Origin of the sequence: Sulfitobacter sp. S190 (genome assembly GCF_025141935.1) — a bacterium.
Lineage (GTDB): Bacteria > Pseudomonadota > Alphaproteobacteria > Rhodobacterales > Rhodobacteraceae > Sulfitobacter.
Genome location: NZ_CP081120.1, coordinates 88,891 through 107,383, shown reverse-complemented (window position 1 = coordinate 107,383; position 18,493 = coordinate 88,891). Strand labels below are relative to the sequence as shown.

Genomic DNA, 18,493 nt, shown 5'->3' with positions numbered 1-18,493 from the left:
AGGCAAGCGCACCAACCGCGCGTCACGTCACGACCCGCAAAGTCAGGTTCAGCCGCCCGCCCTTGGGCAGCAACGTGGACGATCCCGCGCGCAACCGGTCGATCCCGTGATAGGCCAGCCGCGCCTCTCCGCCCATGACCACCACATCGCCGGATTTGAGCCAGATGCTCTCTGTCTTGCCGCCGCGTGTGGCATTGCCCATCCGGAACAGCGCCTCATCCCCCAGAGACACCGACACCACCGGCCACCCCATGTCGGTCTCGTCACGGTCCTGATGCAGGCCCATCTTGGCCTGCGCATCGTAATAATTGATCAGGCAGCACTCGGGCATCCGGTCCAACCCCGTCAGATCGGACCAAACCTTCAAAACCTGCGGCGGAATATCGGGCCACGGCGTGCCGCGCGGGTGGTTGGGCACATAGCGATAGCCGCTCTTGTCCGACAACCAACCATAGGTGCCCGCCGCCGTCATGCGCACCGACATCTTCTTGCCATAGGGCGTATCGGGCCGGAAAAACGGGGCTTTGGCCACCACCTCGCGCACCGCCCCCAACAGATCACGCTGGGCCGCCAGATCAAGGTGACCGGGGCGTATTTCAAAGCCTTTTACCGTCAATTTCACGACATTTACCCCGATAGACCCGCATATTTCAGGATTTGACACAGATTCATCACATCAGCGTGCTTGCCAAGGTTGCAGCCCCTGACACCCCTGCCTATATACGCCTCGAGCCGCTGGAAGCGACCCGTTTCCAGCGACAATCGGATCGGGGCAAGGGTGCCGCAATGGGCCCGAACCTCGGGTAATCGCCTTGAAGTAAATGAGGGATCAAAATTATGTCCAAAGTAATCGGCATTGACCTTGGAACGACCAACTCCTGTATCGCCATCATGGACGGCAGCCAGCCCCGCGTGATCGAAAACGCGGAAGGCGCACGCACCACGCCATCCATTGTGGCCTTCACCGATGACGAGCGCCTCGTGGGCCAGCCGGCAAAACGCCAGGCCGTCACAAACCCCGACAACACCATCTTTGGCGTCAAGCGCCTGATCGGCCGTCGCAACGACGACGCGGATCTGGCCAAGGACAAAAAGAACCTGCCGTTCAACGTGATTGACGGCGGCAACGGCGACGCATGGGTCGAAGCCAAGGGTGAGAAATATTCGCCTTCGCAAATCTCTGCCTTCATTCTGGGCAAGATGAAGGAAACCGCCGAATCCTATCTCGGCGAAGAAGTGACGCAAGCCGTCATCACCGTTCCCGCCTATTTCAACGACGCACAGCGTCAGGCGACCAAGGACGCGGGCAAGATCGCGGGCCTCGAAGTGCTGCGCATCATCAACGAACCAACCGCGGCCGCGCTGGCCTATGGTCTGGACAAGGAAAACACGCAAACCATCGCGGTCTATGACCTTGGCGGCGGTACATTCGACGTGACCATCCTCGAAATCGACGATGGCCTGTTCGAAGTGAAATCCACCAACGGCGACACGTTCCTCGGCGGTGAAGACTTCGACATGCGCATCGTCAACTACCTCGCGGACGAGTTCAAAAAAGAACATTCCGTCGACCTGACGCAGGACAAGATGGCGCTGCAGCGTCTGAAGGAAGCGGCAGAAAAGGCCAAGATCGAACTGTCGTCCTCCACGCAGACCGAAATCAACCAGCCGTTCATCTCGATGGGCGCCAACGGCCAGCCGCTGCACATGGTGATGAAGCTGACCCGTGCCAAGCTGGAAAGCCTCGTGGGTGATCTGATCAAATCCTCGATGAAGCCGTGTCAGGCCGCACTGAAAGACGCCGGTCTGTCGGCCTCCGACATCGACGAAGTCGTGTTGGTCGGTGGTATGACCCGTATGCCCCGCGTGATCGAGGAAGTGACCAAGTTCTTCGGCAAAGAGCCCCACAAGGGTGTGAACCCCGACGAAGTCGTCGCATTGGGCGCAGCCATTCAGGCCGGTGTTCTGCAAGGTGACGTCAAGGACGTGGTTCTGCTGGACGTCACACCGCTTAGCCTCGGCATCGAAACGCTGGGTGGCGTGTTCACCCGCCTGATCGACCGCAACACCACGATCCCGACCAAAAAGTCGCAGATCTTCTCGACGGCCGAAGACAACCAGAACGCCGTGACCATCCGGGTCTTCCAGGGCGAACGCGAAATGGCATCCGACAACAAGATGCTCGGCGCGTTCAACCTTGAAAACATCCCGCCCGCGCCACGCGGTCTGCCCCAGATCGAAGTGACCTTTGACATCGACGCCAACGGCATCGTGTCGGTGGGCGCGCTCGACAAGGGCACCGGCAAGGAGCAGAAGATCACGATCCAGGCATCGGGTGGTCTGTCGGACGAGGACATCGAAAAGATGGTCAAGGACGCCGAAGAGAACGCGGATGCCGACAAGGCCCGCCGCGAGCTGGTCGACGCCAAGAACCAGGCCGAGAGCCTCATCCACTCGACCGAAAAGTCGCTGGAAGAGCATTCGGACAAGGTCGATCCGACCACTGTCGAAGCGATCGAACTGGCCATTGCCGCACTCAAGGACGAGATGGAAAGCGAAGACGCCGACAAGATCAAGTCCGGCATCCAGAACGTGACCGAAGCGGCCATGAAGCTAGGCGAAGCCATCTACAAGGCGGCGCAGGACGACGGCGAGGAAATGGCGCAACCCGCCGATGAACCGACCGACGGCAAGGCCGCTGACGATGATATCGTCGATGCCGAGTTCGAAGATCTCGACGACGACAAGCGTGCGTAAATCCGCACGGCGGAACCAATGACAGGGCCGGTCCGAACTGACGGGCCGGCCCTTCACGTTCCAGTAAAGGATACTACCGATGGCAAAACGTGACTATTACGAGACTTTAGGCGTCTCCAAAGGCGCGTCGGCGGACGAGATCAAGAAGGGCTATCGCAAGAAAGCCAAGGAATTGCACCCCGACCGCAACGCCGACAAACCCGACGCCGAAGCCCAGTTCAAAGAGGCGAACGAAGCCTACGAAGTGCTCAAGGATGCCGACAAGAAAGCGGCCTATGACCGCTACGGCCACGCCGCTTTCGAAGGGGGCATGGGCGGTGGCGGCGGACGACCCGGCGGCGGCTTTGGCGGCGGTGGTCAGGGCGACTTCTCCTCGGCTTTCTCCGACGTGTTCGACGATCTGTTCGGCGATTTCATGGGCGGACGGGGCCAGGGTGGCCAAGGCGGCGGTCGCCGTGCCGCACGCGGTTCCGATCTGCGCTACAACCTGCAAATCTCCCTCGAAGACGCATTTTCCGGCATGCAGAAATCCATCAACGTCCCGACGTCGGTGGGCTGTACGGCCTGTAACGGATCGGGTGCCGAGGGCGGCGCAGAACCCACCACCTGTCCCACCTGTTCGGGCATGGGCAAGGTCCGCGCGCAACAGGGTTTCTTTACGGTTGAGCGCACCTGCCCCACCTGTTCGGGGCTGGGCCAGATCATCAAGAACCCCTGCAATGTCTGTCGCGGCGCGGGCCGCGTCGAAAAGGAACGCGCGCTGTCGGTCAACATCCCCGCCGGTGTCGAAACCGGCACCCGCATCCGGCTCGCCGGCGAAGGCGAAGCGGGCATGCGCGGCGGACCGTCGGGCGATCTGTACATCTTCATCGAGGTGGCAGAGCACGAACTCTTTGAGCGCGACGGGCCGAACCTCTTCTGCCGCGTGCCTGTCTCGATGAGCAGTGCAGCCCTGGGCGGCAGCATCGAGGTGCCGACCATCGACGGCGGCCGCGGCCGTGTTCAGGTCCCCGCAGGCAGCCAATCGGGCCGCCAGATGCGCCTGCGCGGCAAAGGCATGCCACCCCTGCGCGGCGGCGGTACAGGCGACATGATCATCGAGCTGGCCGTCGAAACGCCAGTGAACCTGACAAGCCGCCAAAAGGAACTGCTGCGCGAATTCGAAGAGCTGTCCGAGGAAAACAACCCCGAAAGCAGCAGCTTCTTTTCGAGCGTCAAAAGCTTCTGGGATTCGATGAAAGGCTGATCACAGCCCTCAAAAAGATACGAAAGGGCGCCGCGCAACCGGCGCCCTTTCGCGTTTACAGCCCCCCTCTGCGTCAAAATTAACCTCCCGGTAACCCTCTTCGGGCCACTCTGGACGCAATGCAGCGAGATTTCTTCAGTTCTCCGTCCACGGCTTCCCTCGGCATGGACGAAGCGCCCGCCACGCATCCCGTGGCGGGCAAACAACCCTCCTACATACGCGATCACCGGGCCCGTCTTCGGGCGCGATTCATGACGGGGGGTGCGGCGGCGGTCCCCGATTACGAACTGCTCGAACTGATCCTCTTTCGGGCCATCCCGCGCCGCGATGTCAAACCGCTGGCGTATGCGTTGCTAGAGGCTTTCGGCGATTTCAACGGCGCCATCACCGCCCCTGAGTCGCGCCTGCGCGAAGTGTCGGGCGTCGGCGACGCCGTCATTGTCGAACTGCGCATCGTGGAGGCGGCGGCCCACCGTATGGCCCGCGCCAAGGTCATGCAAAAACACGTGCTGTCGGGTTGGGATGCGTTGCTCGACTACTGCCATACCACGATGTCTCACCGGCAAACCGAACAGTTTCGTGTGCTCTATCTTGACCGGAAAAACACGCTGATCGGTGACGAGGATCAAGGCCAGGGCACTGTCGATCACGTGCCGGTCTACCCGCGCGAGGTCGCCAAGCGCGCGCTTGAGCTCAACGCCTCTGCTCTCATTCTCGTGCACAATCACCCTTCGGGCGACCCGACGCCGTCTCAATCCGATATCGACATGACGCATCAGGTGAATGCCGCGTGCGGGGCGCTCGGCCTTACACTGCACGACCACCTGATTATCGGAAAATCACGCGAACTCAGCTTTCGCGCCGAGGGATACCTCTAGCGCACCCAGACTTCGACGCGACGGTTGGTCTGCCGCCCCCACGCCGTATCATCACAGGCCATCGGCATCGCTTCGCCAAACGCATCGACGTCCAGAACGACACGGTCAAGGTTCGCGGCCACCGCCGCCTGCGCCACCGCCCGCCGTACCGCCTCGGCCCGGCGCAGGGCGATTTCACGGTTGGCAATCGCCGCCCCGTCGCCGTCGCTGAACCCCACGAACAACAGCCGCCGCGCATCATAACGCCCGACTTCCAACGCGCGCGCCAGTTGCTGCACATTGGAGCGCGACTGCGCGTCCAACCGGATCGATCCCGCCTCGAAGCGGAACGACGTGGTCAACCGCGCCATCGGCGTCAGTGTCGCCGTCATCCGCTGCAATTCTTCCAGCGTGATCTCCTGACCAGCGGCGGAAATCGCATTGGCAAACCGGTTGCCCTGCTGCTCGACCGCTAATTCTTCCGGGCTTTGGTCCACGAAACCGGCCCGTCGAATGATGATCTGCGCCGCGGGGCCGCGGGTGAACGCCAGAAATTCCCGCGCAATCCGCGGCAAACGCCGCGCCGGAAAATACAGGAACATCGGCGCGGTCAGCGAATAATCCTCGGTCTTGATCGTGCGCCGGGACGCTGCCAACGAAAAACCGCACGCCCCCGTAAGCGCCAGGCTCTGCGTATCGCCCCGATCGGCATAGCTGGTCAGCCCCATCGCCAGCGTGTCCGCTGCAACCGCCTGCGCCAACACCCCGAAACTGTCGTGGCGCACCGCGTCCGCGTCAAAGACACTCAGCCCCGCAGGTTCCAGCACCTGATCGGTAATCGCCTGTCCCAGCCCCGACGAATCGCTCGGCAGGTGCAGGGCGATCGGCGCATCCGGACCCCCGATATCCCGCCAGTTCGTGATCTGACCTGCGAATATTCGCGCCAGCTGGAGCGGCGAAATGCTGCGGACCGGATTGGCCGCCGCCACGATCGGCACAATCGCATCGAGCGCCAGCACGCGACTGCGGTTCCGCCCCGTCAGATCACCCAGCCCCGCTTCACGTGCACGGCTGCGCTCGTCGGGACGTATCTCGCGCAGCGACATGACGATATCCGCCTCGTCGGCCAGCAGATCCGCGAACCCTTCATCGGTGTTGGTAGCGCTGAAATAGAACCGCGCGGCCAGCTTTTGATCATCGGCACGCCGCAGCAGGAACGCGAAATCCGACGCGCCCTCCGCCCCCTCGCGCGACAGGTCATACCCGTTCTTTTGTGCGAAAGCCTCAAGCAGCGCGGGCATCAGCACCGCGCCCATCGTCTCGGCCCCGGAAATATCCAGCTCGGCGACAAAATTCTGCAGGTTGGGGCAGCCCGGCCCATCGCAGATCACGCCAGACCCGTCGACTGTCAGCTCGCCGTATTCGGTCTGCAGGCGATAGAATTCGCCGTCAAACCCCAACAGGGTGCCGCTCAACTCGACCTTGCTGTCGCGAGAGGTCAGCGTGACGTCCTGTGCCACGGCAACGGACGCGCCGCTGAAAAAAGAAAGTGCGGCGAAGACCGCCGCACTGAACCATCGTGTCATGTGACCCCAAGGCGCTGCGTTAGTTGCTTGCGACTTTCAGGTCTTCGAACAGATTATTCAACACCAGAAAGTTGCCCGCTGCATCGCAATCCGGCACCGCGAGCGTCAGATCGCGCGACCGGATCGTGCCGCCGGCCTGCATCTGCATCGTCTGGCCCTCGATCTCCAGTCCGCAATTCGCCTCGATCACCTCGGTTTCGACGCTCAGGTCGATCTTGCCCGCGCTGCTCGCCGTACCCGACGGATAGGTATAGACTTCCGCGATCAACGCATCGGGCGAGGTACTGTCGCCCAGCACGCTCAGATATCCGCCTTCGCCGGTCACCGCATACGACATGTCGCGGCTGGCGCCCGACCACACGTGGCCCGCATCGCCGTAATCGGCCCCGAATTCACGCGCGTGAAGCTGAAATCCCGTCTCGCCTTTCCACTGCAGAACGATCCGGTCAAAATCGGCCAACTCCTCGACCTTTGTCTGTGCCACGGCCCCTTCACCGTTGTTGAACGCCATGACGAAAACGGCGTCCTCGGCCAGCGCAGGCACGGTCAGATCGAAACGCCCTGTCTCCGACGTCAGCGCGCTGAATGTCATACCGCTGTGGTGCACAATCACCCGCTCATCCGGCAAACACGACGCGTCCAGCGTCAGGTTCACCATCGCGGCGGCCATCGGGCGTACGGCTGCGGTGATATCGCACATCGGCTCGGGGGTGGCGACGCTTGCCGCCACGGTCTCATCCGCGATCACGGGCGCAGCCGGCGCCTCTGTTTCGACGGCAACCGGCACAGGGCTTGCGGGTGCGGCGACCTGCAAAACCTCGGCCTCTTCCATCGGTGCGTCGATGACGGTGTCGAACTCCGCAGAGGTCAGCGTGATGTCCTGTACCTCCATCACGGATTCCGAAACGTCCAGCGACCGCGCCACAGTCGTGGCGTCGGGCGACGTGGTCGTTTGCATCAGAAAACCAATGCCCGCTGCACAGGCCAGTGTCCCGCCGGCCGTAACGAATTCCTTGCGATAGCGCATGTCCCAAACCCTTCACTTAAAGTGACTTGGTTCGGTTTTCGTTCATGAAGAGGGCCGTTTCATGGCCCATCGACGCCCGGAATGGGGCAATGTCGTGGCGCGGCGGCTTTACGCCAACCGGCCATGACAATGCTTGAACTTGTCACCCGACCCGCACGGGCAGGTGTCATTGCGGCCCGGATTGCCCCACGTGCCGGGATCGCTTTCGTCAAAACCGGCAATCGCGTTTTCGGTGGGCGCGGCGGGCGCCTGCGTCTTGGGCGCGGCGGCGGCACCCTCTGCCACCTGCTGGGCGGCGCGCTGCTGGGCAAGCATCTGCTGCACCATCGCCTGCTGCTCTTCTTCGGTCATCGGCTTGATGCGCGACAGCTTCTGCGTCACGTCAGAGCGCAGACTGTCCAGCATCCCCTCGAACAACTGGAACGACTCGTTCTTGTATTCATTCAGCGGATCGCGCTGCGCATAGCCGCGGAACCCCACGACCGACCGCAGATGCTCCAGCGTCAGCAGATGCTCGCGCCATTTGGCATCGATTGTCTGCAACAACAGCTGCTTTTCGATGTTGCGCATGTTCTCGGGGCCAAAGGCCTCGGTCTTTTCCGCCATCAACTTTTCGGTCGCCTCGACCAGACGCTCGCGGATGACCTCGTCGTCGACACCGTCCTCTTCGCACCAGTCGATCACCGGCACATCGACGCCCAACTGCTCCAGCACGGCGGCATAGAACCCCTGCGTGTCCCACTGATCGGCGTAGGTCTTGGCGGGCATGTACTGGTCGATCAGATCGTCGATCACCTGATGGCGCATGTCCTGCGCGATCTCTTGCAGGTCGGTCGCCTCCATGATGTCGCGGCGCTGGCCAAAGATCACCTTGCGCTGCTCGTTCATCACGTCGTCGAACTTCAGCAACTGCTTGCGGATGTCAAAGTTGCGGCCCTCGACCTTGGCCTGCGCGCGCTCGAGCGATTTGTTGACCCACGGGTGGATGATCGCCTCACCCTCCTTGAGACCCAGCGTCGTCAGCACCTTTTCCAACCGCTCGGAGCCGAAGATCCGCATCAGATCATCTTCGAGCGACAGGAAGAACGAGGACCGGCCCGGGTCACCCTGACGGCCCGACCGGCCGCGCAGCTGGTTGTCGATCCGGCGGCTTTCGTGCCGTTCGGACGCCAAGACATAAAGACCACCGGCCTCCAGCACCTTCTTCTTCTCTTCGGCGTGTTCCGCCTCGATCCGCTCGCGGATGGCCACCGGATCCGCATCGGGATTTTCGGCAAGCGCGTCCTGCACCTTCATCTCGACGTTGCCGCCGAGCTGAATGTCCGTCCCGCGACCGGCCATGTTGGTGGCGATCGTGACCGCCCCGAACTTGCCCGCATCACCGACGATCTGCGCTTCCTGTTCGTGTTGGCGCGCGTTCAGAACGTTGTGCGGAATGTTCTCCGCATCCAGCATCTTGCTCAACATTTCCGACTTCTCGATCGACGTGGTCCCGATCAGGCAGGGCTGGCCCTTGGCATGCGCTTCCTTGGTTTTCTCGACAAGCTCGGCGTATTTCTCCGCGGCGGTGCGGAACACGGCATCGTCTTCGTCCAGACGGGCAACCGGCACATTCGTCGGCACCTCGACCACACCCAGACCGTAGATCTGGGCGAATTCCTCGGCCTCGGTCATCGCCGTGCCGGTCATACCGGCCAGCTTGTCGTACAGACGGAAGTAGTTCTGGAACGTGACCGACGCCAGCGTGATGTTCTCGGGCTTGATGTCGACACCTTCCTTGGCCTCGATCGCCTGATGCAGACCGTCCGACAGACGGCGACCGGCCATCATGCGGCCGGTGAATTCGTCGATCAACACGACATCGCCGTCGCGCACGATGTAATCCTTGTCACGTTCGAACAGCTTGTGGGCCCGCAGACCCTGGTTGACGTGGTGCACGATCGATGTGCTCTCGGGATCATAAAGCGTCATGCCTTCACCGATCAGATCGCGGGCACGCAGCTGGTCTTCGAGGAATTCGACACCGTCGTCGGTGAACGTCACGTTGCGCGTCTTTTCGTCCAGCTCGTAATGCTCGGGCAGCAGCGACGGGATCACCGCATCAATCGTCACATACAGCTCCGAGCGGTCCTCGGAGGGGCCGGAGATGATCAGCGGCGTACGCGCTTCGTCGATCAGGATGCTGTCGACTTCGTCCACGATGGCAAAGTTGTGGTACTTCTGGAAAATCTGGCTCAGCTCGGACTTCATGTTATCGCGCAGATAATCAAAGCCCAGCTCGTTGTTGGTGGCATAGGTGATGTCGCAGGCATAGGCCGCGCGCTTTTCGTCATCTGCCATGTTGGGATAGATATAGCCGGTCGTCAGGCCCAGCGATGCAAACACCTTGCCCATCCACTCGGCGTCCCGTTTCACCAGATACTCGTTCACCGTAACCACGTGCACGCCCTTGCCCGTCAGCGCGTTCAGATACGCGGCAAAGGTGGCGGTCAGGGTCTTGCCCTCACCGGTTTTCTGTTCGGCGACATTGCCCTGATGCAGGAAAATCGCACCCATCAGCTGTGTGTCGAACGCCCGCAGACCCAGCGTCCGGCGCGCGGCCTCGCGGCAGTTGGCAAAAGCCTCCGGCAGCAGCTTGTCCAGGTCCTCGCCTTCCAGCGCGCGTTTGGCAAACTCTTCCGTCTTGTCCTTGATGCCCTCGTCCGACAGCTTTTCGAACTCGGGCTCCAGCGCATTGACCTGCTCGACAAGCGGGCGGGCGGACTTGATCTTGCGATCATTTGGTGAGCCAAAAACCTTCTTGGCGATATTTCCTAGTCCCAGCATGCGTTCTCCAGCCGATCATCCGTTTGATTGGCGCGTTATGCTTGCCCCGCAAACACCCAGTCCATAGATAGAGAGGTGAGAATGGTGGCCCAAGCCGCGCCAGCGTATACGTTCATACGCGCTCTAAGGCGATGTAAGGGCCGCAGAATAGCGTGTCAATGTAAGCGGCCCAAACCAGCCGGAATGATAGGACAATCCATGCAAAAACCCCTCACTTTTCTGGCAACAACGGCCCTCGTCGCGACGCTTGCTTTGCCTGCGCTGGCGCAGGATACCGCCACGCCCGACGCCAGCACCGTCATCGCCACCGTCGGCGGTGTGGACATCACCATCGGGCACATGATTGTCGCCCGCGCCAGCCTGCCCGAACAGTACCAGCAGCTTCCGGATGACGTTCTGTTCGAGGGCATTCTGGACCAGCTTGTCCAGCAAACCGCGCTGAGCCAGCAGTTCGATGGCGATCTGCCCACGCGCGTGGAGTTGCAGCTTGAAAACGAACGCCGGTCGCTGACCGCGGGCGAAGTCGTCGAAGCATCGCTCGCCGACGCGGTGGACGACGCCGAAGTACAGGCGGCCTATGAAGCGCAGTACGGCAACACCCCCGCCGAAGAAGAATTCAACGCGTCCCACATCCTCGTCGAAACCGAGGAAGAGGCCATCGCCATCAAGACGCAACTGGACGAAGGCGCCGATTTCGCCGAACTCGCGCGCGAAAAGTCGACCGGCCCCTCCGGACCGGGTGGCGGCTCGCTCGGCTGGTTCGGCAAGGGCGCGATGGTGCCCGAATTCGAACAGGCCGCCGTGTCGCTTGAACCCGGCGCCGTGTCCGATCCGGTCCAGACGCAATTCGGCTGGCACGTGGTCAAGCTGAACGAAAAGCGGGTCAAGGAAGCGCCAGCGCTCGACACCGTGCGCGAAGAGCTTGAGCTCCAGATCCGCCAGACCCGCGTTCAGGAAACCATTGATGCCGTGACCGCCAAGGCCGACATCGACCGCTCCGGTGCCGAGGGCATTGACCCGAGCGTCATCAAACAGCTCGATCTGCTCGACTAAGGCGCAGCTGAATGGCCACCATCACGTCTGTTTCACCTCTGGCACCCGCCGGATTCCCGCAGCTGCCCGAGATTGACGGCGTGCGCTTCGCAACCGCCGCGGCGGGCGTAAAATACAGCGGGCGAACGGACGTGATGCTGGCCCTGCTCGACCCCGGCACGGTGATTGCCGGGGCATTCACCCGCTCGGCCACACGCGCGGCCCCCGTGCTGGACTGTCAGGAAAAGCTCGGCGGCGCACCCGATGCTGCTGCCGCGATCCTCGTCAATTCCGGCAATGCCAACGCCTTTACGGGCAAGAACGGGCGCGCATCGGTGGCCGCAATCACCGCTGCCGCGGCCGATATCACGGCAGTCCCGGAAGCGCGGGTATTCACCTCCTCCACCGGGGTGATCGGCGAACCCCTGCCGCACGACCGCATCACCGCCACCCTCGCGCAACTGGCCAAAGACGCGCGGGGCGACCAGATCGAAGCCGCGGCAAACGCCATCATGACAACCGATACCTTCGCCAAGGGGGCCGGCACACAGATAAAGCTGGACGGCAAAACAGTCTCTATCGCAGGGATCGCGAAGGGGTCGGGCATGATCGCCCCCGATATGGCGACGATGCTGGTCTACATCTTCACCGATGCCCGGATCGACCAAAGCGCCCTGCAAACCTGCGTAAGCGCCGCCAATGACGACACGTTCAACTGCATCACCGTCGACAGCGATACCTCTACCTCCGATAGTCTTCTGGTGGCAGCAACCGGCGCATCCGGCGTCGATGTGACGGGCAACGCGGCCTTCGCGGACGCGCTGCACGGCGTCATGCGCGAACTTGCGCATCTGGTGGTCAAGGACGGCGAGGGCGCGACCAAATTCGTCGAGATCAACGTGACCGGCGCGGCCTCCGATACGGACGCGAAGATCCACGCGCTGTCCATCGCCAACTCCCCGCTCGTCAAAACCGCCATCGCGGGGGAAGATCCCAACTGGGGGCGGATCGTCATGGCCGTGGGCAAATCCGGCGCGGCGGCAGACCGCGATACGCTGTCGATCCGCTTTGGCGATGTGACGGTGGCCGAAAACGGCTGGCGCAGCCCCGACTACAGCGAAGCGGACGCCGCCGCCGTGATGAAGGCGCAGGATATCACCATCACTGTCGACATCGGCATGGGCACCGGCAAAGCCACCGTCTGGACCTGCGATCTGACCCACGGGTACATCACCATCAACGCGGATTACCGATCATGAAAATGGTTCTCGTCTCCGCCGTGGCGCTGATCGACAAAGACGGGCGCGTTCTGCTGGCGCAACGCCCCGAAGGCAAATCAATGGCGGGTCTGTGGGAATTTCCCGGTGGCAAGGTCGAAGCCGATGAAACTCCCGAAGCGGCCCTGATACGGGAACTTCAGGAAGAACTGGGCATCGACACGTGGGAATCGTGCCTGGCGCCGCTGACCTTTGCCAGCCATTCCTACGATAATTTTCACCTGCTGATGCCGCTGTTTGCCTGCCGCAAATGGGAAGGCACGCCGCAGGCCCGCGAAGGACAAACGCTCAAATGGGTGCGGCCCAACGCGCTGCGCGACTACCCGATGCCCGCCGCCGATATCCCGCTGATCCCGATCCTGCGCGACTGGCTCTGAGCCAAAACACCCGATAGCCCGACAAAAAAGGGACGGCGCCGTGGCACCGTCCCTTGATTTTTGTCTCGTACCCCGGATCAGTCGAGCGTGCGGGTCACTTCCTCGCGCTCGAAAATCTCGATCACGTCGTCGGGGCGGATGTCGTCGTAGTTCTCGAACGCCATACCACATTCCTGACCGGACTGGACCTCGGGCACCTCGTCCTTGAAGCGCTTGAGCGTCTTGAGCGTGCCTTCGTGGATCACCACGTTGTCGCGCAGCAGACGTACGCCTGCCGACCGGCGGGCGACGCCTTCGGTGACCAGACAGCCGGCAACCTTGCCAACGCCCGTAACCTTGAAGACCTCCTTGATATTGGCATAGCCAATGAAGTTCTCCTTGATCTCGTTGCTCAGCAAGCCCGAAGCCGCCGCTTTGACGTCGTCCACCAGATCATAGATGACCGAGTAATAGCGGATCTCGACACCCTTCTGGTTGGCGGTGTTGCGGGCCGAGGCATTCGCACGGACGTTGAAGCCCATGATCGGCGCACCGGATGCTTCGGCCAGACCCACGTCGGTCTCGGTGATCGCACCCACACCGGAGTGCAGGACGCGCACGCGCACCTCGTCGTTGCCGATCTTCTCCATCGCCTGAACGATGGCCTCGGCAGACCCCTGCACATCGGCTTTGACCAGAATGGGCAGCTCGCTGACGTTTTCGTCCGCCTTGGCATTCGCCATCAGCTGTTCCAGCGTGGTGGCGGCACCGGCGGCGGCCCGTTTGTCCTTGGCCGCTTTCTCGCGGTATTCTGCGATCTCGCGGGCCTGCGCTTCGGTCGATGTCACGTTCAGAACGTCGCCCGCTTCGGGTGTGCCGTTCAGGCCCAGAACCTCGACAGGAACGGAAGGACCGGCTTCCTTGACGCGGTTGCCCTGATCGTCGACCAGCGCACGCACCTTGCCGTACTGCTCGCCCACAACAAAGATATCGCCCTGACGCAATGTACCGTTCTGCACCAGAACCGTCGCCACGGGGCCACGGCCCACGTCCAGCTGCGCCTCGATCACGGCACCCACGGCGGCGCGGTCGGGGTTGGCTTTCAGTTCCAGAATTTCCGCCTGAAGCGCGATAGCTTCGAGCAGTTCGTCCAGACCCTGGCCTGTCACGGCGGACACTTCGACATCCTGCACTTCACCGGACATCTTCTCGACGATGACCTCGTGCTGAAGCAGATCCGTGCGCACCTTGTCAGGATCGGCCGCAGGGCGGTCGATCTTGTTGATGGCGACAATCATCGGCACTTCGGCCGCCTTGGCGTGGTTGATGGCCTCGATGGTCTGGGGCATCACCGCGTCGTCCGCAGCAACAACCAGCACAACGATATCCGTGACCTGCGCACCGCGTGACCGCATCGACGTGAACGCCGCGTGGCCGGGCGTGTCGAGGAACGACAGAACCGCGCCACCGTCAGTTTTGACCTGATAGGCACCGATGTGCTGCGTGATGCCACCGGCCTCGCCCGCAACGACCTTCGCGTTGCGGATCGCATCCAGCAGCGACGTCTTGCCGTGGTCCACGTGACCCATGATGGTGATGACAGGGGGGCGGCCCTTGAGATCGCCCTCGTCGTCCTCTTCCACCTTGATCACATCTTCCACATCGGCGTCCGATACGCGGACAACCTTGTGGCCGAACTCTTCGATGATCAGCTCGGCAGTATCGGCATCAATCGTTTCGTTCTGTGTCACCATCAGGCCGCTGTTCATCAGCGCCTTGACGACGGCACCGGTCTTTTCGGCCATACGCGCGGCCAGCTCGGACACGACAATCGCCGGCGGCAGCTGCACATCACGCACAACCTTTTCGCGGTCGACATTGCCACCCATCGCTTTCTGACGGGCACGTTCCTGCTTGCGCTTCATCTGCGCCATGGACCGCTGACGGCCCCCTTCGCCGCCACGCAGCGCCTGATTCACGGTCAGCTTGCCGGACCGGCGGCTGTCGTCGCCACGGTTCTTCTTGTTGGTGTCCTCGCGGTCACGCTCCGTCTTGCGGGGCGTCTGCGCGGGGGCGGCCTTGCTCGGGGTGCGCGCCGCGGGGGCCGCTGCCGGTGCAGGTGCTGCTGCGGCCTGGGCCGCTGCTTCCGCATCGCGGGCCTTTTGCGCCTCTTCCTCGGCTTTCGCCTTCAGCGCTTCTTCACGCTCGCGCTCGGCACGTTCCTTGGCTTCCTGATCGGCACGGCGACGCTCACGCTCTTCGGCGCGGGCTTTCTCCTGTGCCGCTCGGGCCGCTGTTTCTTCGACTTCGCGCGCCTTCGCGGCCTGCACAGCCTTCAGGCGACGCTCCATTTCGGCGTCGGTAATGCCCGCAGGCCGCTTGGAGGGATCGCCAACAGGGCCCGCGCCGGGGCCGGTCGGTTTCTGCCCGCCGGGTTTGGGCACCACAACACGCTTGCGCTTGGTTTCGACCACGACATTCTTGGTCCGTCCGTGGCTAAAGCTTTGCTTTACGTTCCCCGGACGCGACGGTGCGCCGCGCAGACCCAATGTTTTCTTGCCGTCATTATCGCTCATGAAGCTCGTCTATCCTTTCGACTGGCCCTTGCCAGTCTCGTTTTTGCGTACGCCGTTCAATCTTTTGGCTTCGTCTACTACACGTTGCGTGAGTCCACCAGAGGCGAGCGCGCCATGTATCACAGTTTGGCGTCCGAATGCCAAACCCAATTCATCCGCCGTTAAACAGCCAATATAATGACCGTAATGCGGCGTGCTCAGTTTCGATTTGCCGCGCCCCGATCCATCCACAGCCTGGATCAGCACTTCGGCCTCTTCGGTTTGCAGCCAGCTTTTGACCTTTTCATAGCCGGCAACAGCCTTGCCCGCCTTGCGCTGCATCGAAATCAGATCGACAACCCGGCGGGCAAGCTGGCGCTCGACCTCTTCTGCCAGATCGTCGGGCGCCTTCACGGGTTGCTTGGCCCCCCGTGAAAACAGTCCTTTCTTCACCGCCAGCGCGATCGCATCGCGGTCGGCGGCAACATACATCCCCCGACCGGGCAGCTTGCCCAAGATATCGGGAACAACCTGCGCCTCGGGGCCCACCACGAAACGGATCAGCCCGTCTTTCGGCTGCACCTCTCCCGTGGCAAGACATTTGCGTTCTGCGCCATCTTCGCGCTCTTTTGAGACACCACCGCGACCCATGCCAGACCTCCGAGGCCTGCGATCAGGCCTCGGCCTCCTCGTCTGCGTCGACATCTTCGTCGTCCGCGGCTTGCGCTTCCAGCTCGGCGGGATCCACCCAACCCAACAGCACACGGGCCGTCATGATCAGATGCTGCGCCTCTTCCAAGCTTACCTCAAACGGCTCCAAAGTGCCATCGTCCTTGACGCGCTCGCCGTTGACAGTGGTCCAGCCACCGGCCAGTTCCCAGTCGGCACAGGTTGCAAAGTCTTCCAGCGTCTTGACGTCGTCCTTGGCCAGCGCCTCGATCATCTGGGGTGTCAGACCGTCGAATTCAATGAGGCTGTCCTCGACGCCCAGCGCACGCGCCGCTTCCAGCGCCGCCTTGGCCTGCGCCTCCAGCACGTCACGGGCACGGGCCTGCAACTCACCGGCAGTGTCTTCGTCAACACCGTCGATCACCAGCAGCTCGTCCACCTCGACATAGGCGACCTCTTCGAGGTTGGTGAACCCTTCGGACACCAGAAGCTGGGCAAAGAACTCGTCCAGATCCAGCGTTTCCATGAACAGTTTGGTGCGCTGCTCGAACTCGGCCTGACGGCGGGCGCTTTCCTGCTCCTCGGTCATGATGTCGATGTCGAGCGCCGTCAGCTGGGACGCCAGACGCACGTTCTGGCCCCGGCGGCCAATGGCCAGCGACAGCTGCTCTTCGGGCACGACAACCTCGATCTTGCCCGCTTCCTCGTCCAGAACCACCTTGCTCACCTCGGCGGGCTGCAACGCGTTCACAAGGAACGTGGGCTGGTCTTCGTTCCACGGGATGATGTCGATCTTTTCACCCTGCAATTCGTTGACGACGGCCTGAACCCGGCTGCCGCGCATACCCACGCAGGCACCGACGGGGTCGATGGAATTGTCATACGATATCACGGCAATCTTGGCACGCGAACCGGGGTCACGGGCCACCGCCTTGATATCGATGATGCCGTCATAGATTTCGGGCACTTCCATCTTGAACAACTCGGCCATGAACTCCGGCGCCGTGCGCGACAGGAAAATCTGCGGACCACGCTGTTCGCGGCGCACGTCCTTGATGAAGACGCGGATACGGTCATTCGGGCGATAGCTTTCGCGGCCGATCTTCTCGTTGCGGCGCAGGATGCCCTCACCGGGGTTCATGTCGACGATGACGTTGCCGTATTCCTCGCGCTTGACCACACAGTTGATGATGGTGCCGATACGGTCCTTGAATTCTTCGTACTGCTTGTCGCGCTCGGCTTCGCGGACCTTTTGCAGGATCACCTGCTTGGCCGATTGCGCCGCGATCCGGCCCATTTCGACCGGCGGCACTTCCTCGACAAACTCCTGACCGACTTCGGGCGCATCCATGTACTGCTTGGCCTGCTCGACGGTGAACTCGGCCTGATAGTTTTCCAGCTCGTCCTCTTCGACAACGGTGCGCACGCGGGTGAAAGTGGCGCGGCCTGTCTTGCGGTCGATGTGAACGCGGATGTCCATTTCCGCGCCATAGCGGGACTTGGCCGCACGGGCGAGCGATTCTTCCATCGCCTCGACCACCAGACCGGGGTCGATCATTTTTTCGCGGGCCACGGCCTCGGCGGTTTGCAAAAGCTCAAGCTGGTTTGCAGATGTAATGGCCATTAGTCTTCTCCCTCATCAGATCCGTCTTCGGTCTGTAGTTCGTCAAAGTTGTCTTCATCGATCGCGCCCGACGCTTTGCGCTGGCGCAGCATTTCCGTGATCAGCTCGTCCGTCAGCACCAGCTTGGCATCCGACAGCCAGTCGAATTTCAAACCCACGGTGCCCTCGTCGAGATTGATCAGAACCTCGTCGCCCTCGACCCCCGCCAGCTCGCCCTTGAAACGGCGGCGGCCGTCGATCATGTCGGCCGTCTCGATCTTGGCCTCATACCCCTCGAACGCCTCGAAATCCTTCAGGCGGGTCAGGGGCCGGTCGATACCGGGGCTGGACACTTCCAGCGCGTATTCATCCAGAATGGGGTCTTCCACATCCAGAACGGCACCGATCGCGGTGCTGATCTGTGCGCAGTCGTCCACTTCGATGCCGCCGTCGGGACGGTCGGCCATGACCTGCAAGGTCGTGGACTTACCCGACATCAGACGCACGCGCACCAACTCGAACCCCATGTCCTCGATCACCGGTGTGATGATCTCGGCCAGGCGCTGGTCGATGGCGGCTTTTGCAATCAGATCGTTGGTCATTGGCTCACTTGTGTTTAGGCACAAAAAAACGGGCGCGCGGCCCGTTAAGAATTCCGGTGGGCGTTTGGTTTGGACCCGAACGCGCCGCTGTTAAGGGGCA

General features: G+C 62.1%; 14 protein-coding genes. 6 read left to right on the top strand and 8 right to left on the bottom strand.

Annotation, left to right across the window (positions count from 1 at the left end; genetic code table 11):
• Positions 1-22 precede the first annotated feature (22 nt).
• Positions 23-622 carry an alpha-ketoglutarate-dependent dioxygenase AlkB gene (locus K3756_RS00505; protein WP_259989864.1) on the bottom strand — a complete coding sequence of 200 codons (600 nt, stop codon included), beginning with the start codon at positions 620-622 and terminating at the stop codon, positions 23-25.
• Positions 623-837: 215 nt separating this feature from the next.
• Between K3756_RS00505 and dnaK the strand changes: the two genes are divergently transcribed.
• The 3 genes from dnaK to radC all read left to right on the top strand — a co-directional run bounded on the left by dnaK (position 838) and on the right by radC (position 4,881).
• Positions 838-2,757, top strand: a complete 1,920-nt coding sequence (gene dnaK / locus K3756_RS00500; RefSeq protein ID WP_259989863.1) for a molecular chaperone DnaK — start codon at positions 838-840, stop codon at positions 2,755-2,757.
• Between the two features lie 79 nt (positions 2,758-2,836).
• Positions 2,837-4,003, top strand: coding sequence for a molecular chaperone DnaJ (dnaJ, locus tag K3756_RS00495; protein WP_259989861.1), 1,167 nt, complete (start codon positions 2,837-2,839; stop codon positions 4,001-4,003).
• 164 nt (positions 4,004-4,167) lie between these two features.
• Complete coding sequence (radC, locus tag K3756_RS00490) at positions 4,168-4,881, top strand: RadC family protein (protein ID WP_259989859.1); 714 nt, start codon at positions 4,168-4,170, stop codon at positions 4,879-4,881.
• On the opposite strand, the gene K3756_RS00485 is transcribed toward radC, so the two are convergent.
• From K3756_RS00485 to secA, 3 genes are all read right to left on the bottom strand, one after another.
• A complete protein-coding gene (locus K3756_RS00485; RefSeq protein ID WP_259989857.1) occupies positions 4,878-6,446 on the bottom strand; it encodes a substrate-binding domain-containing protein in 1,569 nt (522 codons plus the stop codon). The genes radC and K3756_RS00485 overlap by 4 nt on opposite strands.
• A 19-nt stretch (positions 6,447-6,465) precedes the next feature.
• Positions 6,466-7,473: a hypothetical protein gene (locus K3756_RS00480; RefSeq protein WP_259989855.1), complete on the bottom strand. Its 1,008-nt coding sequence runs from the start codon at positions 7,471-7,473 to the stop codon at positions 6,466-6,468.
• Between the two features lie 108 nt (positions 7,474-7,581).
• The gene (gene secA / locus K3756_RS00475) at positions 7,582-10,299 is read right to left on the bottom strand and encodes a preprotein translocase subunit SecA (protein ID WP_259989852.1); all 2,718 of its coding nucleotides are present in this window, start codon (positions 10,297-10,299) and stop codon (positions 7,582-7,584) included.
• Positions 10,300-10,497: 198 nt separating this feature from the next.
• Between secA and K3756_RS00470 the strand changes: the two genes are divergently transcribed.
• The 3 genes from K3756_RS00470 to mutT are packed head-to-tail and all read left to right on the top strand — an operon-like array spanning position 10,498 to position 12,985.
• Positions 10,498-11,352: a peptidylprolyl isomerase gene (locus tag K3756_RS00470; protein ID WP_259989851.1), complete on the top strand. Its 855-nt coding sequence runs from the start codon at positions 10,498-10,500 to the stop codon at positions 11,350-11,352.
• Positions 11,353-11,363: 11 nt separating this feature from the next.
• Positions 11,364-12,590, top strand: a complete 1,227-nt coding sequence (gene argJ, locus K3756_RS00465; RefSeq protein WP_259989848.1) for a bifunctional glutamate N-acetyltransferase/amino-acid acetyltransferase ArgJ — start codon at positions 11,364-11,366, stop codon at positions 12,588-12,590.
• Positions 12,587-12,985, top strand: a complete 399-nt coding sequence (gene mutT, locus K3756_RS00460) for an 8-oxo-dGTP diphosphatase MutT (RefSeq protein ID WP_259989847.1) — start codon at positions 12,587-12,589, stop codon at positions 12,983-12,985. The genes argJ and mutT overlap by 4 nt, the downstream gene beginning before the upstream one ends.
• A gap of 77 nt (positions 12,986-13,062) precedes the next feature.
• Here mutT and infB read toward each other — a convergent pair whose 3' ends face one another.
• From infB to rimP, 4 genes are read right to left on the bottom strand one after another with little or no spacing between them, the layout of a single operon-like run.
• Positions 13,063-15,540, bottom strand: a complete 2,478-nt coding sequence (gene infB, locus K3756_RS00455; RefSeq protein ID WP_259989845.1) for a translation initiation factor IF-2 — start codon at positions 15,538-15,540, stop codon at positions 13,063-13,065.
• A gap of 9 nt (positions 15,541-15,549) precedes the next feature.
• Entirely contained in the window at positions 15,550-16,170 is a 621-nt protein-coding gene (locus K3756_RS00450) for an RNA-binding protein (RefSeq protein WP_259989842.1), read from the bottom strand.
• Positions 16,171-16,192: 22 nt separating this feature from the next.
• Positions 16,193-17,812, bottom strand: a complete 1,620-nt coding sequence (nusA, locus tag K3756_RS00445; RefSeq protein WP_259989840.1) for a transcription termination factor NusA — start codon at positions 17,810-17,812, stop codon at positions 16,193-16,195.
• A complete protein-coding gene (gene rimP, locus K3756_RS00440; protein WP_259989838.1) occupies positions 17,812-18,393 on the bottom strand; it encodes a ribosome maturation factor RimP in 582 nt (193 codons plus the stop codon). The genes nusA and rimP overlap by 1 nt, the downstream gene beginning before the upstream one ends.
• Positions 18,394-18,493 lie beyond the last annotated feature (100 nt).

What these genes read in the sequence shown, in the direction of transcription:
- dnaK (WP_259989863.1), top strand. Translation starts at nt 838, where the DNA reads ATGTCCAAAGTAATCGGCATTGACCTTGGAACGACCAACTCCTGTATC.
- dnaJ (WP_259989861.1), top strand. Translation starts at nt 2,837, where the DNA reads ATGGCAAAACGTGACTATTACGAGACTTTAGGCGTCTCCAAAGGCGCG.
- radC (WP_259989859.1), top strand. Translation starts at nt 4,168, where the DNA reads ATGGACGAAGCGCCCGCCACGCATCCCGTGGCGGGCAAACAACCCTCC.
- K3756_RS00485 (WP_259989857.1), bottom strand. Translation starts at nt 6,446, where the DNA reads ATGACACGATGGTTCAGTGCGGCGGTCTTCGCCGCACTTTCTTTTTTC.
- K3756_RS00480 (WP_259989855.1), bottom strand. Translation starts at nt 7,473, where the DNA reads ATGCGCTATCGCAAGGAATTCGTTACGGCCGGCGGGACACTGGCCTGT.
- secA (WP_259989852.1), bottom strand. Translation starts at nt 10,299, where the DNA reads ATGCTGGGACTAGGAAATATCGCCAAGAAGGTTTTTGGCTCACCAAAT.
- K3756_RS00470 (WP_259989851.1), top strand. Translation starts at nt 10,498, where the DNA reads ATGCAAAAACCCCTCACTTTTCTGGCAACAACGGCCCTCGTCGCGACG.
- argJ (WP_259989848.1), top strand. Translation starts at nt 11,364, where the DNA reads ATGGCCACCATCACGTCTGTTTCACCTCTGGCACCCGCCGGATTCCCG.
- mutT (WP_259989847.1), top strand. Translation starts at nt 12,587, where the DNA reads ATGAAAATGGTTCTCGTCTCCGCCGTGGCGCTGATCGACAAAGACGGG.
- infB (WP_259989845.1), bottom strand. Translation starts at nt 15,540, where the DNA reads ATGAGCGATAATGACGGCAAGAAAACATTGGGTCTGCGCGGCGCACCG.
- K3756_RS00450 (WP_259989842.1), bottom strand. Translation starts at nt 16,170, where the DNA reads ATGGGTCGCGGTGGTGTCTCAAAAGAGCGCGAAGATGGCGCAGAACGC.
- nusA (WP_259989840.1), bottom strand. Translation starts at nt 17,812, where the DNA reads ATGGCCATTACATCTGCAAACCAGCTTGAGCTTTTGCAAACCGCCGAG.
- rimP (WP_259989838.1), bottom strand. Translation starts at nt 18,393, where the DNA reads ATGACCAACGATCTGATTGCAAAAGCCGCCATCGACCAGCGCCTGGCC.